Below are 14,971 nucleotides of genomic sequence, written 5' to 3' on the forward strand. Positions count from 1 at the left end.
AGCGAAGCGGGCGCGAGGAGCCGCCGCAGGCGGCGGGGAGAAAACCGGTCCGGGAGGGCTTGGGGCCGGCCGCAGCCGCCCGTAGGTCCAAAGCCAGCCGCGACGGGACAGGCCCCGGCCGGACAGCGGAGACACGATGCCGGCCGGGCAACGCGGGCCTTCGCTGCCGGCGGCATGGCGCAGCAAAAGACCGCTCCCGCGCGGGGCGGGAGCGGCCAGGAAGGGCAGGGACGGCAGCGCCGCCCCTGCATCAGCGTCCTCAGGCGTGGGCGCCGCGATCGGTGTAGGACCGGGCCGGGAAGGCCATCCAGGCGGGCGTCCAGCCCTCGACCTTCTCGCGCCCGTTGGCACCCTCAATGCAGTCGCGGACGATGGTCTTGCGGACCTTGAGCGTCGCCGAGAGGTTCGCATCGGCCACGGCCCGGCCGGCAACCTCGGCCAGGATCGCGTCCACCGCCTCGCGGTCGCGGACAAGATCGAAGAAGGCATCGTCGGCCTGCCAGGCTTCGGCCATGCGGACGCCGAGGCTGGTGCCGGCCGCATCGATGACTGCGCCGCCGGCGGCGAGCGTCTCGCCGATGGCGACGGCGAGGATGCGCATCACCTCCTCGTCGGAGAGCGCCGCCAGCGCCTCGAACGCGGCGGCGGTGGCGTCCTCGCCCGCGAACCGCCCGGTGGCGAGCGTGTCATCCCCGGCGCGACCGAGCCGCTCCAGCACCGCCCGGCGTTCGGTCGCGAACCTCGCCTCCGACGTGCTGCCGTCGAGGCTCGCGGCGACAGCCTCGTTCGGCGCCTCCTGGCCTTCGCGCTCCACCTGCCAGTGGCCCGAAGGCGCAATGACATGCGCCAGGAGCAGCCGCAGCGCGATGCCCGGATGGCCGGGCAGGGCCGCCCGCACGGCAGCATGCCGGTGCAGATCGAGATAGCGCCGGAGCGCCCGGCTGACCTCCGGCCGTGCCACAGATTCCCGCTTCTCCGCGTCCTCCTTCGGCCGCAGGCGGCGGGCTTCCTTGCGGGTGAGCCAGCCCTCGTGCAGTTCGATCTCGCCCTGGTGCGAGACGGTGATGAAGACCTTGTCCCCCTTCGCCTTCGGCACGCGCTCATGCTCCCATTGCGCGAAGTGGCGGCCCGTCTCCAGCACCTCGACGGCCGTCCAGCCCTGGCCGAGGAGGGCATCGCGCCGGGCGGCGATCGCCGCGCTCTGGAGCGGCCAGAAGGCCTCCGGGTCGGTGAAGTAGCGCTCCTCCCGGAACAGGTCGGAGACGATCCGGCCGGGGTAGCCGTCGAGCGGGAAGAGCGCCGCCGCGACCGGGATCGCCTGCCCCCCGAACAGCCAGCGCTTGGCCTGGAGCCCGGTCGGCGTCCACTGCTTCGGATCGTCGAACAGCGCCAGCCATTCGCGCTGCTTGCCCTTCGGCGCCATGGTCAGGTGGCGGATGGTCTCGGCATCGATCTCCTGCCGGCGGTAGAGGTCGCGCAGCCGGGGCAGCAGGTTGCCCAGTGCGAGGCGCTGCTTCACCATCGTCTCGGTGAGGCCGAAGGTGGCGGCGATCTGGACGATGCTGCGGCCCGCCCGGATGAGCCGGACCATAGCCTCATGCTGGGTCATCCCGTCCGGATCGAGCCGGGCCATGTTCTCGATCATCGAGGCTTCGATGGCGGCGGCGTCGTCGCCCGGCGCCAGCACGCCGCAGGGCAGGGGCTCGATCTCGCCGGCTTCCGCCTCGACCGTCCGGGCCGCGAAGTAGCGGCGCTTTCCGGCGACGATCTCATAGCGCTCGCCGTCCGGCCGGACGAGGAGCGGCACCAGGATGCCGCGCGCCCGGACCAGCGGCAGGATGTCCGAGACGTCCGGCTCGGCCTTGCCGTGCCGCATGTTCAGCGGCGACGGATAGAGCTTGCCGAGGGGGATATGGAGCAGTTCCGTGAGGGTCATCCTTCTCGTGAGGGATGGGTGAACCGGCCCCGTCCGTCCATCCGGCAAGATCGCCGGACGGGGCCGGGCTGCGCCAGCGGGCGCAGGCTCAACCGCCCGAGGTCGGGCGGAAGGGGGATGAATCTGCCGTCCCGTCCGCGATCGGGAAGGCACCGTTCGAAATACGCATCGGCGTGGGTGAAGATCTGGATCCCGTCCGCCGTCGCGAGCACGGAGAAGGCCATGCCTTTCTCCAGCAGCCTGGAAATCGTGCGGTGGGCGATGTCGGGATCGACATCGCGAGGCATGGTGACGCCGGTCTCCCAGCCGAATGCATCGACCATGCTGGCGACTGGATCGGTCATGGCGTCTCTCCTTCGGGCATGTCGGGATGGGCCGCGCCGGCACGGGCTCAGCGGGCCGGAGCCGGCGGAGGCGGGGACATGTGGCGCACGGCGTCGGCGAGAAGCGCCTCGTCCTCGACGACGTAGCCCCAGAGCCGGGCGGCGCCGGCATAGACCGAGAGAGGGCGGGTCGGCGCGAAGCGCTCGTCGCGCCGGATGCCGAGGCCGAGGGCGCCGCGCAACGCCTCCAGCTCGGCCCAGCTGACATATCCGAGTTCGGGACAGCCCAAGCCGAGATCGCAGAGGCCGAAGAGGGTGTTGCCGTCATCCATCAGTTCGGTGATGAGCCAGCAGGCGACGCCCCAGGGGGCATAGAGCTTCACCACCGGCACGGGGTCATGCCTGGGGCCGGCCCGGAAATTGGCGACAAGCCGCTCGCGCAGGGGATCGGGAATCAGGAGCATGGCGCCGCCTCCAGGATCAGGTCGGCGGCCCGGCTGGCTTGGCTGGCGCGGAAGATGGCGCGCACGTCCTCGCGCAGAAGCTCGAGCCAGGCACCGAGATAATCGGCGTGGCGAACGGTCGGGACGATGCCGAGCGAGGCGCAGACGAAGGCGCTGGCCATCTCGGCGACCAACTCCTCGCGGCCATAGGCGACCGAGCCGTAGACGCCGGAGAAGTCGCGGTCGAGCCGCGAGGGATGGCCGGTCCAGTGGCCAAGCTCATGGAAACAGGTGCGATACCAGTTGATCGGCACGAAGAAGGATGCGCGCGGCGGCACCTGCAGGAAGTCCAGGCTCGGGACATAGAGGGCGCGGTCGCCGCCGATGCGCACATTGGCCCCGGTCGCCTCGATCAGGGCATCGGCCTCGGGCACGATGGCGTCCTCTGGCACCATCGGCACGGCGCTTCCGATGCGCTCGGGCAGGCCGTCGCACTGGGCGGCGTTGAAGACGGTGAAGCGCTTGAGGAAAGGCACGCCGGCGGGCTCGTCGTCCTCCCGGTCGGCGCGCTCACGCTCGGCGCGGGGCACGAAGCGGTCGGCATAAACCACAGTCGTCCCGCGCTCGCCCTTGCGGACATGACCGCCGAGATCCATGGCCTGCCGATAGGTCAGCCAGTCGTGCGAGGGGAAGCCGGCCGCGATCCCCGCATCCCACAGAATCAGGATATTGATGCCGGAATAGCGGCGGCCCGAGGCGGCATTGCAGGGCAGGCCGAGAGGGCTGGGGCTCCGGCCCCAGGGCTGGACCCAGGGCACCCGGGCCTGCTCCAGTTCAAGGACGATGCGGCCGGTCACCTCGGTATAGAGGGACGGCCGGTCGGGTTCCGGGCGGCGTTCGACAGCGGGCATGGGCCTCTCCCTTGGCTCTCCAAACCGCCCGTCCCCGGATAGCGGGGTGGGCGGCGAAAAGCGGCCGGGAGGCCCGCCAGCAAGGGCTGGACGCACCGGAAGGCCGGAACGAAGTGGAGGACCCGAAGCGAAGCGGAGGGTTGCGCCCGGCCCGGGCGGGCCCACAAGGGCGCGACGCCCACCCCGCAGACGGGGGCAGTAATCGTGCAATATTGCTATCGGATACTGCTTAGACTTCGTTGAATGTTGAGGCTTGCGGTCAATTGCGAAATATAGATTAGCCCGTTAAGGGGGATTATCGATCGTTGCGGCGTGGCGCGAAGCCATTTGGCGCGCTAGACTCGTCGCCGGCGGCCGACCATACGACCGCAGGGCGCCTGGAAGGGCAGGGGGGAGAATGCCGGACATCCTGGTGATCGCAGAGGCGTCGGCCCCCGCGGTGGCCGCGGCCGAAACCCCAGAGCCTATGGCCCTGACCGACATCCAGATCGCCGAGATCCGCGCGCTCGCCGCCAAGGCGGACGAGCTGGTGAGCGCCGCATCCTCTGCCAACACCAAGCTCGCCTATGGCAAGGCCTGGCGGGCCTGGAGTGAGTGGTGCCTCCGCTTCGGCCTGAACCCAGCGGGTGCCGACAGCCGCTGGCTGGTGCTGCACCTCACCGCCCTGGCCGAGACCCGGTCGCTTGCCACCATCGAGTTGCGGCGCTCCGCCGTGGTGGCCATCCGCAAGCGCCTCGGCCACCCCGTGAACCTCGATCTCGCCGGCTTCGACGACTTCATCAAGGGCCTGCGCCGGACCAAGGGCGCCCGGCCGACCCGAAAAGCCGCCCTGCTCGAGGAGAATCTGCGCGCCGCCATGCTGCTGATCCCGGCCGACGACGGCCCGGATCCCGAACGGGCCAGGCGGCTGCGCGACCGTGCCCTGCTGCTGACCGGCTTCGCCGGCGGCTTCCGCCGCTCCGAACTCGCCGGCTTCGACCTGCGCCATGCCACCTTGTCGGCCGAGGGCCTGGTGCTGTTCGTGGCCGGGTCCAAGACCGACCAGGAGCGCGACGGCGCCGAGGTCGGCATCCGCGCCGTCCCCGGCTCGCCGCTCTGCGCCGTGACCGCGTTGCGCAGCTGGCTCGGCGCCCGCGGCGACGCGCCCGGGGCACTGTTCTGCCGGATCGATCGTGGCGGCCACCTGGTGACCGGGAGCGACGGCCGCCACCCCGCCATCGCCGGCCGCACCGTGGCGCTGCTGGTCAAGCGGGTGATTGGGCAGGCCGGGTTGGACGCGGGGGAGTTTTCTGCGCACAGTCTGCGGGCCGGCATGATGACCGCGGCCGACCGCAAGGGCGTGCCGCTTGAGCGCGCCATGGAGCATGGCCGCTGGAAGAGCCTGGCGACCGCACGGGGCTACCGGCGGCACTCTAGCCTGTGGGTGGGGAATTTTACCGAGGCGTTGCTGCGCGACGAATAGCAGTCCAAGGTCGATTGTCGCTGAGCAATTGGGGCGGAAAGCGTCACGGGATCAGCTGGAGGCGAGAAGATCGAGTCATTGGTCCCATTCCAGAGCCGACAGTTTCCGAACCGACAACCAGTTCAGCTACTCAGCGCAATGACCAGACGGTCCTTTCGCGAGCGGAAATACTCCTTCACTCCCTTTTGCAACGTCTTCAGGTCTCCATCCAGTAGAAGTTCGATATAGGTGTGCATATACGTCGCGCGATCGCCAGTTCTCCCCTGTTCCCGAAAATCGGCTGCGGTCACCGCCTCAACACGGTCGCTGACATTGCGCAGATAACCACCATGCGGTTGCTTATAGTTCGTCACAACAATGTCTACCAATGCGGAGTGTGTTTCATTCTTGCCGGCCGGTTCGCTGGAGACGCCGCGCTTGGACTTTTCATACTCCAATTTGAGGCTGGCGAGCCGGGTGGGATGGGCAAAAAAAATTTGCGGCGTCCACGAGAAAATATTCGAACAGCTCAAAACTGGCGACCAGCTCGGCGACACCAACTGCCCGCCCAAAAAATCCGCGACCGGGAATGAAGTCAACAAGGTCCTCTTTGGCGAGCTCGATCAAGGCCTCCCTAATTGGAATCGTGCTCGTGCCCAGCTCGCGCTCTAATTTTCGAATATCTATGGGATCATTCGGCGAAAACTCTCGGTTAATTGCACGATAACGCAAATCGGCAGTCAAAGGCCGGCTTTTTGTGATCGCCATTGCCACACATCCCTACAAACACATGTCCCGCGTTAGTCCAACGTCAAAGCATTCTTGGAGGCGGTCAGCCGGTCCGACGGAATCGGACGCGGTTGACGCCCGGGATCCTCTGCGAAGGTCCATGACAATCGCTTGCTCGTGCCCAGCAGCACCACCCACCACTGCATAAAAGCACCGATGACCACAGGGACATTATTCCGGCCTCTGTGGGAACACGATCATATGCCGACGGCTCTTGATCCCAAGAAGCAGCGTCAATCTCACTGAATTTGGCAGACATCCTCCCTCCTATTCCACTGCCTAGATGGCAGATTTTGAAATATAATAACGCCAACGGATTCCGCTACTGCCCGCTGGGCACATCCCGATAGCCAGACTAGCGCAGTGTCGCCGGCATCACCAAACCGGGAATTGGTGAATGCCACACTCGCCGGAGTTGTATCCAACCGAGGCATCGCCGGCTACCGACAAAGCACGCAGCGTTGGAATCCTAAATTTTCTCAAAAGTCGCACAACTTTTACGCGCACTCTTCGAATGCTACGCATGGTGCTGTTCCTGGGGATACGCCGGCCATCGATGATGACGCGGCGCGCCTAGCGCCGGATGCCCCCGGCGTCAACAGGGCAGCATGATTATAGGGGGAATATATTCTGCAAATAGCGGCTCCGCCGGCCATGCTCAGAACTCCGACGCGGCACGATCCGCCACTGCTTACCATCCGTACCGGCGACTCAAGGACCGACACCGGTGTCGGCCGCCTACGCCAATAACCTGTCGGAGCACCGATGACGATCGACACGCACGTCGAGGCTACTGGAGCGCCCAGCGCTGGCCCGAAGCACCCATCTATCAGCGTCGTTATCTGTACCTATGGGCGCTCCTCACCGGTGCTCCGCTCCTGCCTCGAGCCTCTGATGGCGCAGACAATCTCCAAGCTCGACTATGAGATCATCATCGTCGACGACGGCAACAACGAGCCACTGGTCCAACAAGCGCTTCCAATGCGGATTGCGGACCATGGGCCAACGATACAGGTCATAAGAGCCAGTCACCGTGGCCTGGTCACTGCGCGCAACATCGGGTGGCGCGCGGCCCGGGGTTGGCTGGTCGCCTACATTGACGACGACTGCGTGCCCTCGCTGGGTTGGCTACAGGCGCTTCGGCAGTCTTTCACGGATCCGGACACGATGGGTGCCGGGGGTCCTAGTTTCCCTTACACCGCGTCCACACTCGTGGGCCGTTATACGCGAAAGTTCGACAATCAGCTGCAAAGCCAGCTCGATGACGGGCAGGTTGACGTTCTGTTGGGGTGCAATGCCTGCTTCCGACGCTCACTGCTTGAAGAAATAGGCGGCTTTTCGGAGCACTTCAGTTTCTTTGAAGGCCTTGGCATCCCGACAGGGTACGACGACGACGAGATCTGCGGTCGCGTGCGGGCCAAGGGGTATCACCTTCGGTACAACGCCGCAGCATTTGTCTACCACATGCAGCGGTCGACGCTAAAGGCGCTGTTGCGGCAGTGGTACAACTATGGGCAGGGCGCCGCAGGCTATGTCTCCATCTCCCAGATGGATACCAGGGCGCTCAAGCCCTTTCCGGTAGAGGACGGGGTCCTCCGCCGCGTTCGGACGAGGTCGCGGCGCGCCATCCAGATTTTCGGCCAGGCGCGTCGGACCGGATCGAGCGTGCTCGAAGCCCTTACCTTCGCCGCCATCGATTTTCTTCAGTCGCGCGCATTTTTGCGCGGTTTCTCGAAGGGTCGCCGATCCATTGACGAGGCCGAGGCCTCTGGCCGTGTGCCGCCACCCGTCGATCCCCACCAGGTTGCGATTCTACTCAGCTGAAGGAGCGTGATGGTGCCAATGCCACCGATAAAGCGTATCGCCGAGGTCGTGTTCGAAACTCCAGATCTGCAAGCCTCAATACGATTCTATCGAGACGTTCTGGGCCTCGACCTGTCGGAATCAGATGACAATTCGGCATGGTTCCGCTTCGGAGATCAACTCGTCGCCTTCTTCCATTCGAGCTTCGTCGGCCCGACAGGGGACGAGCCTCATACAACATTCGAGATCGAGCGCGCAGATCTTGGCAAGGCAATTACCTGGCTTGGCTCGAGCAATATCGAAATTCGGGCGCAGCGAATATTCGATGACGGCGCGGTTGGGTTGTTCATAACTGACCCGAACGGCAAGACACTCGAAATCTACTGCCGCAATTCATAGGAGGGTATCATGAAGGTAGCCGCAATCTCGTACTGCTTCAATTCTCGGCCGCTCGCGGAGGCCATGGATCGCATCAAGGCTGCTGGTTACGATCATTTCGAAATTTGGTCACGCCACCCGGGAGCCGAGGCCGACTATCGGGACCAGAGCGAGGAGCGAGCGGGGGAACTGCGACAGCAAGCGGCGGACCGAGGCCTCAGCATCGTTTCGTACTGCGCCGGCGACGTGCAGGCGACGGACAACGATCGCATTCCGCATCTCTTCAGCTTTTGTCGGGCTCTCGGCGCGACGGTGGTCAACGGCGACTTCGTCGCGCCGGAGACGCTTGCAATTCTCGACGCCGAAGCAGAGAAGTCGGGCCTTCGCTTCTGTGTTGAGAATCACCTGAATTCTCCAAGGTTCGAGCGACCCGAGCAGTTGCGCTCGGTGCTGGCGCAAAGCTCGCCAGCCATCGGCATCAACATTGATATCTCCCACCTTGTCGCTGCCGGATTCGACCCGGTCACGACAATCGATGGCTTTTTTGATCGCCTCTACCACGTCCAGTTTGAGGACAATTCCAGAACTGACGAACTGGGATTCGCTCTTTACGGACACGGTGTCGCCAAACTCGACAAAGTGGTGCGTCTGCTCGCTGACCGAAGATATTCGGGCATTCTCTCCGTCGAACACCATGAAGAGTACCCGTACGATCCCGACGCTGCTTTGAAGGTTGCAAGGGCGTACATCGAGACGCATCGCTCCGCACCGCATTACAGCAACTGATCAACACAATCCCGCCTTTAGATCTGGCAGTCCCCTGGGGCGATCGGTCGGGCGGTGGAGCGGTCGCATCCCACCTCTCTCGGAGAACCGAATGAACATCAAATTAGCCCGGGTAACTGGGCCCAGGCGCATGGAGGTGTTTGAGGCGAGCCGACCGGTACCCGGGCCGAACGAGATGCTCATCAGGGTCGTGGCGGCCGGCGTGTGCCATTCGGACATCCCGGCATTTGCCGGGACACTGGCGCCACCCGCGGATCCGACTGGGAACACTTCGGACGGGCCGCGCCTGGGCTATCCCTACACCCTTGGCCACGAGCCGACGGGAATTGTCGAAGAGCTAGGTTCCGGCGTCTCGGAATTCGCCATCGGAGATCTTGTCTCTGGCGTCGGGTGGTATGCGGCGAACCAGTCGTTTGCCAGCCACGCCTTGCTTCGGGAGAACCTATCCGTACCAGTCCCCTCCAAGGTCCAAGCTGAGCATGCCCTCGCTGAACCGCTCGGTGCAGTCGTCAACATCGTTCGATCGAGCGGAATCAAAGTCGGAGATCGAGTGGCGGTCGTAGGGTGCGGATTCATGGGGCTCTTGACGCTGTCACTATTGCGCCGGAACCCGGACATCAACGTGTCGGCGATAGACATCCGGGACGATCGATTGAATTTGGCCGCTGAACTCGGCGCGAGTTGCATACTCTCAGCCTCCGACGACGTCGCGCTCAACCGCTACTACAAGGGCCCGCGGTCGACAGCTGGCGCTGATGTTGTGTTCGAACTCTCCGGACAGATGGCAGGCTTTGGTCTTGCGCTCAGGCTCATCAAGCAGCGAGGAGGCCGGATTGTAGCGTCATCGACCTACACTGGCACTCAGCTGTTCACGTTTGGCGAAAGCTTCATGATGAAGGCGCCAACGGTGCTCGCGGTCCATCCCGACTTTTCTCCTGACTTTCGAGACGACATGGCGACGGCGATGGCTCTGCTGGCGAGGGGTGCTTGGCCAATGGAGCAACTTGTGACGCATCGCTATTCGCTTGCGGAGTGCGAAATCGCGCACGCGGATGCGCTCGACAATAAAACTGGATACATCAAGGGAGTCGTTACGCCATGAATTCGATCAGTCCGGCAGTCGAAGTGAATAAGTCCGATCGGCAGTCGCTTCTTCGCTCCGCAGTGCGCGACATTCTTATTGCGATTGGGGAAGATCCTGACCGTGAGGGCTTATCCGAAACGCCTCGACGCGTCGCCAAGATGTATGAAGAGTGGTTCTCGGGATTGCATATCGACCCGAAGAACGTTCTCCAGACGACGTTTGCCGAAGAGAGCTATTCGGATGAGATCATCGCTGTCAAAGGGATCCCTTTCTTCAGCGTGTGTGAACACCATCTCCTCCCATTCATAGGGACGGCAACGATTTGCTACGTTCCGGCGCCAGGTCGTGTGGTTGGGCTGTCGAAGCTGGCTCGCGTCGTCGACGGATTTGCCAGGCGCCCTCAGGTGCAGGAGCGCCTGACGGCGCACGTGGCCGAGGCTGTTATGGAGGAGCTGTCGGCGACCGGGGTTCTCGTCATCATCGAAGCTGAGCACATGTGCATGTCTCTCCGGGGAGCACAAAAGCCAGGATCGAAGACGGTGACGACATATGGCCTGGGATCACTGAAGGACCTGCGCAGCCGACACGATACCCTCTCCTACCTTCGTGGGCTGTAACGGCCGCTAATACGAACCCCGTCATGCAGCCGGCTGTTCCTCGGACGATAGTCGTGGGCGCTGGTGCCGCCGGCTTAAGCTTGGCCATCTGGCTAAGGAGGCTCGGAGCAAGTCCGTTAGCACTCGAGCAGGACACGGCTGTCGGCGGACAGCTTCTGACGATTGGCAACACGATTCCTGACTACCCCGGCCTGCCAGACGTTGCAGGACCGATCTTGGCAGAGCAGATCGGCAGGCACGCACAGCTCGCCGGGGTAGAAGTTTCGTGTGGTCTTGCCGTGCGCTCGATCCTACCCCACCGCTCAGTCATCGAGACGACGGCAGGGCCAGTGCAGTACTCACGCCTCGTCATTGCGACAGGCAGCCGCCCTCGGCGGCTCGGCGTGCCCGGAGAGATGGAGATGGGTCGACGAGGAGAGGTCTATTCGGCGGCAAAGCATGCTAGGAATTTCACTCGACAGAGGGTGGCGGTGGTGGGAGGCGGCGATCGCGCGGTTGAAGGTGCGCTGCTGCTTGCTGCGGCCGGCGCGTCGGTCATACTGATCCATCGATCGCGCACCTTCCGCGCTCAACGCCATTTCGTCGAGCAACTGATGGAATGCGAGAATATAGAGGTTCGCGCCCCGGCCAACTTGGTGCGTATCATGGGGGAGGATTGTGTCCGTGCTATCGAAGTCCGGCAGAATGGAGTCCTTTCGGCGACCGACGTGCGCGCCGTGCTGGTACGGATCGGCGTCGTCGGGAATACCGAGTTTGTCGGCGGATGCGTGGCCATCGACGAAAATGGCCTTGTCGTCGTCGACGAGCTTTGCCGGACCACTGCTAGCGGCATTTGGGCTATCGGCGATGTGGTAGCGCGCTCAAGGGTATATTCCGTTTCGACGGCAGTCGGACACGCTGCGTTGGTTGCGAAGCAAATGTCGTTGGAGGCCGGCCCCATGGACTACCATACCGAGCGCCATGCGTGCGATTGAACGAATCCTAATTAACCGCAATTTCTCACTGTTCTGGACAGGCCAATCCGTCTCGCTTCTCGGGGACGCAGTTCTCGAAGTCATCCTCCCAGTGTGGATGGCGACATTATCTGGATCGCCCTCTCTGGTGGCGTTAGTTGCCGGTCTGCAGGTGCTTCCGGCAATCTTCGTGGGTCCATTTGCCGGCGTTTTTGCCGATCGATGGGACCCAAGGCGAACGATGGTGCTCTGCGATCTTTTGCGAGCAGTGACCCTGTGCGTGTTGCTAGTCCTTCCTTTCCAATATCTGCCGCATGGCATCTATGTCGTTAGTTTCGTGGCCGCGCTTTTTTCTTTGTTCTTTATTCCCTCGCGCGCAATATTGGTCCGTGGAATCGTTCCGGATCATGCCATCACTCAGTCCTGGGCACTTCTTAGAACCACGGAATCCTTGGCGCTCGTTGTCGGGCCGGCGCTGGGGGCTGGCTTGCTAGCTATTGGACCTAGGTGGGGAGTTTTATTCGACGTTGTGACCTACGCAGTCGGCGCGGCAACCCTGTGTATGATTGCCATTGGCCGATCAGAAAGACCAGTGCCACTCAAAGGTCGCTCCGATGGAGCACTGTTTGTAGAACTCCTCGACGGTATTCGTCACGTGCGGCACGGCGCGAAACTCATGGTCATTTTCGGTGCGAGTGCGATCGTCAATGTTGTGGGATTCATTTGGTTCACCGTCGACGCCTTCTTTGTAGAGCAGTCACTTGGGCTTCCCAAAGAAGCAGTGGGTCTGCTCTGGGCTTGCTCTGGGGTCGGTGGCTTTGTCGGTGGCGTTATGCAGGCGAAGTTTGCTTTCCATCCCCATCGGGTACTGAGCATAGGGATTCTCGTGAAAGGGATATCTCTTATTTTCTACGCAAATAGCAATCAGATCTATGCTGCTGCGTTGGCAGCCGGCGTTTCTGGCCTGTCTGGCGTTATAGTTACCATAGCAGCAATGACTATAATCGTTAACGATACACCTCATTCAGTTCTCGGTAGAGTGACGGCGCTCTACGAAACCACTTCGCATTTGACGACTTTGGTGGGGATCGCATTCATTGTGGCAATCGGAGCTTACGTCAAGGCGGCTGATATACTCTTTGTCGGTGGGATTTTTATGGTCTGCACCGGGATTCTCACTCATTTTGCATTGCAGAGGCGCGGGGGCGCTGATTAGGTGGCTTGACAATTATTTCGCGGAAAACATTCATTCGGTCCCGGCGGCCTGCTGGAGCTTGTACGACGTCCGACGCATGACCCTCGATATCTGGATAACCCAGCTCGATGCAATTGTCGATCGTCTGAAAGGCCAGCCTATCGGCCTAGTTGCTACGCGTTCCTTTCGGGCGCCCAAACGGTTTCGACGAAACCGTAGGTATCGTGGCGTCGCCAGAGGAAACTATCCTTTAGCCCCTTACCTTATATTAATACGCCGACCAGAAAAGGGATCGTGGGCTGCCTCAATGCGATGCGGAGGAATTGTCGGCAACTCCGTCCTTGTCATGCACCGCGAAGCGATCGACCATCGTCGCACTGGCATGGTTGAGGCCGATCACCTCGACCGCATGGCCATGCCGGCGTGCCTTCAGCACCACCCGGTCGAGCGCACCGATCGCCGAGATGTCCCAGAAATGGGCGCCGTCGACGTCGATCACGATGCGGTCCAGCGGCTCCAGCACGTCGATCGCATCCGAGAAGGTGCCGGCCGAGGCGAAGAACACCTGCCCCTCCACCCGATAGGTCCGGGTCCGCCCGTCGGCCGAGAGGGTCGAGGTCACCCGGCTGAGGCGCGACACCTTGCCGGCGAAGAACACGCCGGACAGCAGCACCCCGACCAGCACGCCCTTGGCCAGGTCGGCGGTGGCGACGACGGTGGCCACCGTGGCCAGCATCACGACGGAGGACGGAACCGGGTTGGTCCGCAGCCGGGCCAGCGAGCGCCAGGAGAAGGTGTTGATCGACACCATGATCATGACCGCGGTCAGCGCCGCCACCGGCACGATCGCCAGCAGGTCCTGCAGGGCGACCAGCAGCACCAGCAGGAAGCCGCCGGCGACCAGGGTCGACAGCCGGCCGCGGGCGCCGGAGGAGACGTTGATGACCGACTGGCCGATCATGGCGCAGCCACCCATGCCGCCGAACAGGGCCGAGGCGATGTTGGCGAGGCCCTGGCCGCGGCATTCCCGGTTCTTGTCGCTCGGCGTGTCGGTCATGTCGTCGACGATCTGCGCCGTCAGCAGGGATTCCAGCAGCCCGACCGCGGCCAGGGTCAGCGACACCGGCAGCAGGATGCGCAGGGTCTCGAGCGTGAACGGCACCGAGGGCAGGCCGAAGCTGGGCAGCGCCGAGGGCAGCTCGCCGAGATCGGCGACGGTGCGCACATCCAGGTGGAAGCCGACGCTGACGCCGGTGAGCACGGCGATGGCGACCAGCGGCGACGGGATCGCCCGGGTCAGGTACGGGAACCCGTAGATGATGGCGAGGCCGAGCGCGATCAGCCCGTAGGTCGCGCTGGGCACCCCCACCAGCTGCGGCAGCTGGGCGATGAAGATCAGGATCGCCAGGGCGTTGACGAAGCCGGTCATCACCGATTGCGAGACGAACCGCATCAGGCGGCCGAGCTTGAGGAAGCCGGCGACGATCTGGAACACGCCCATCAGGATGGTGGCGGCGAACAGGTACTGGATGCCGTGGTCATGGACCAGGCCGGTCATCACCACCGCGGTCGCGGCGGTGGCGGCCGAGATCATCGCCGGCCGGCCGCCGGTGAAGGCGATGACGATGGCGATCACCACCGAGGCGAACAGCCCGATCTTCGGGTCGACCCCGGCGATCACCGAGAAGCCGATCGCCTCCGGGATCAGGGCCAGGGCGACGACGAGGCCGGACAGGACATCGCCGCGGATGTTCGAGAACCAGTCGCGGACCAGGGAGGAACGCATGTTCATGGAGGGGTACCCGCAATAGACATGGGCCGCCGCCGCAGGTGCCTGCAGGGACGGTCTGTCTTGTCATTTGCGTTGTCCGGCGGATCGGCGGCCGGAAGAGCCACCCGGGATTTCACCGGGTCCAGTCGAATGATGATGCATAGCCTGAGGTCACGCTGCATTGCAACGTGTGATGCGATGTCTGACTTTGTTTGCCCTGAGAATGCCGGACGAATGGATCAGCCCTGACGCTGTTGATTGAGGTAGGTGTCATGGCGACATCAGACACTGTGCTTGCCGATCTTGGACCTCTATGCGCGTTGCCGCCGACGTGCCTGCCTACGCCGGCAGCCCCGGCTTGAGGACGAATCGGTGCCTGCGAGGACGTCAAGCTGAAGGTCTGCCTCAGCCGATGGCTCAGATAGAGCAACCTACTAACTCATTGTATTCATTGATCGATATTGACAGTTATCGCGCACTGGATGGTTTGTTTCGTGGTGATCCTGGGATAGAATCGCCCGTAGCGGCCGTCGTCACGGCC

At 63.3% G+C, this 14,971-nt stretch carries 14 protein-coding genes, 1 pseudogene and 1 other annotated feature; of the genes and pseudogenes, 8 read left to right on the plus strand and 7 right to left on the minus strand.

The window, feature by feature from the left end; translation table 11 throughout:
• Window positions 1-259: 259 nt before the first annotated feature.
• Genes AB4112_RS15815 through AB4112_RS15830 form a run of 4 tightly spaced genes read right to left on the minus strand, consistent with a single transcriptional unit; the run spans window position 260 to window position 3,613 of the window.
• The gene (locus AB4112_RS15815) at window positions 260-1,936 is read right to left on the minus strand and encodes a ParB/RepB/Spo0J family partition protein (protein ID WP_441720883.1); all 1,677 of its coding nucleotides are present in this window, start codon (window positions 1,934-1,936) and stop codon (window positions 260-262) included.
• Window positions 1,933-2,280, minus strand: a complete 348-nt coding sequence (locus AB4112_RS15820) for a hypothetical protein (RefSeq protein ID WP_441720885.1) — start codon at window positions 2,278-2,280, stop codon at window positions 1,933-1,935. The genes AB4112_RS15815 and AB4112_RS15820 overlap by 4 nt, the downstream gene beginning before the upstream one ends.
• A gap of 47 nt (window positions 2,281-2,327) precedes the next feature.
• The gene (locus AB4112_RS15825) at window positions 2,328-2,723 is read right to left on the minus strand and encodes a DUF2958 domain-containing protein (RefSeq protein WP_441720887.1); all 396 of its coding nucleotides are present in this window, start codon (window positions 2,721-2,723) and stop codon (window positions 2,328-2,330) included.
• Complete coding sequence (locus AB4112_RS15830; RefSeq protein WP_441720889.1) at window positions 2,714-3,613, minus strand: ArdC family protein; 900 nt, start codon at window positions 3,611-3,613, stop codon at window positions 2,714-2,716. The genes AB4112_RS15825 and AB4112_RS15830 overlap by 10 nt, the downstream gene beginning before the upstream one ends.
• Window positions 3,614-4,010: 397 nt before the next feature.
• On the opposite strand from AB4112_RS15830, the gene AB4112_RS15835 reads away from it, so the two are divergent.
• Window positions 4,011-5,075, plus strand: a complete 1,065-nt coding sequence (locus tag AB4112_RS15835) for a tyrosine-type recombinase/integrase (protein ID WP_441720891.1) — start codon at window positions 4,011-4,013, stop codon at window positions 5,073-5,075.
• Between the two features lie 122 nt (window positions 5,076-5,197).
• On the opposite strand, the gene AB4112_RS15840 is transcribed toward AB4112_RS15835, so the two are convergent.
• Complete coding sequence (locus AB4112_RS15840) at window positions 5,198-5,653, minus strand: hypothetical protein (RefSeq protein WP_441721149.1); 456 nt, start codon at window positions 5,651-5,653, stop codon at window positions 5,198-5,200.
• Between the two features lie 31 nt (window positions 5,654-5,684).
• A pseudogene (locus AB4112_RS15845) lies at window positions 5,685-5,822 on the minus strand (hypothetical protein); the annotation flags it as partial.
• 786 nt (window positions 5,823-6,608) lie between these two features.
• Between AB4112_RS15845 and AB4112_RS15850 the strand changes: the two are divergent.
• The 7 genes from AB4112_RS15850 to AB4112_RS15880 all read left to right on the plus strand — a co-directional run bounded on the left by AB4112_RS15850 (window position 6,609) and on the right by AB4112_RS15880 (window position 12,680).
• Entirely contained in the window at window positions 6,609-7,667 is a 1,059-nt protein-coding gene (locus AB4112_RS15850) for a glycosyltransferase (RefSeq protein ID WP_441720893.1), read from the plus strand.
• Between the two features lie 9 nt (window positions 7,668-7,676).
• A complete protein-coding gene (locus AB4112_RS15855) occupies window positions 7,677-8,045 on the plus strand; it encodes a VOC family protein (RefSeq protein ID WP_441720895.1) in 369 nt (122 codons plus the stop codon).
• A 9-nt stretch (window positions 8,046-8,054) separates the two neighbouring features.
• Complete coding sequence (locus tag AB4112_RS15860) at window positions 8,055-8,810, plus strand: sugar phosphate isomerase/epimerase family protein (RefSeq protein WP_441720898.1); 756 nt, start codon at window positions 8,055-8,057, stop codon at window positions 8,808-8,810.
• 91 nt (window positions 8,811-8,901) lie between these two features.
• Complete coding sequence (locus tag AB4112_RS15865) at window positions 8,902-9,912, plus strand: zinc-dependent alcohol dehydrogenase (protein WP_441720901.1); 1,011 nt, start codon at window positions 8,902-8,904, stop codon at window positions 9,910-9,912.
• On the plus strand, window positions 9,909-10,511 hold the full coding sequence (gene folE / locus AB4112_RS15870) for a GTP cyclohydrolase I FolE (protein WP_441720903.1): 603 nt from the start codon (window positions 9,909-9,911) through the stop codon (window positions 10,509-10,511). Before AB4112_RS15865 ends, folE begins: the two co-directional genes overlap by 4 nt.
• 23 nt (window positions 10,512-10,534) lie before the next feature.
• Entirely contained in the window at window positions 10,535-11,485 is a 951-nt protein-coding gene (locus AB4112_RS15875) for an NAD(P)/FAD-dependent oxidoreductase (RefSeq protein WP_441720906.1), read from the plus strand.
• A complete protein-coding gene (locus AB4112_RS15880; RefSeq protein ID WP_441720909.1) occupies window positions 11,472-12,680 on the plus strand; it encodes an MFS transporter in 1,209 nt (402 codons plus the stop codon). The genes AB4112_RS15875 and AB4112_RS15880 overlap by 14 nt, the downstream gene beginning before the upstream one ends.
• Window positions 12,681-12,963: 283 nt before the next feature.
• Here the strand turns inward: AB4112_RS15880 and AB4112_RS15885 are convergent, their stop codons facing one another.
• Window positions 12,964-14,451: a SulP family inorganic anion transporter gene (locus AB4112_RS15885; RefSeq protein WP_441720912.1), complete on the minus strand. Its 1,488-nt coding sequence runs from the start codon at window positions 14,449-14,451 to the stop codon at window positions 12,964-12,966.
• A 70-nt stretch (window positions 14,452-14,521) separates the two neighbouring features.
• Window positions 14,522-14,577, minus strand: a sequence feature (sul1 is cis-regulatory element that is thought to sense ions involved in sulfur or methionine metabolism; They are found in Alphaproteobacteria).
• Window positions 14,578-14,971: the final 394 nt, after the last annotated feature.

It is taken from the genome of Inquilinus sp. 2KB_23, assembly GCF_052115705.1.
Lineage (GTDB): Bacteria > Pseudomonadota > Alphaproteobacteria > DSM-16000 > Inquilinaceae > Inquilinus > Inquilinus ginsengisoli_A.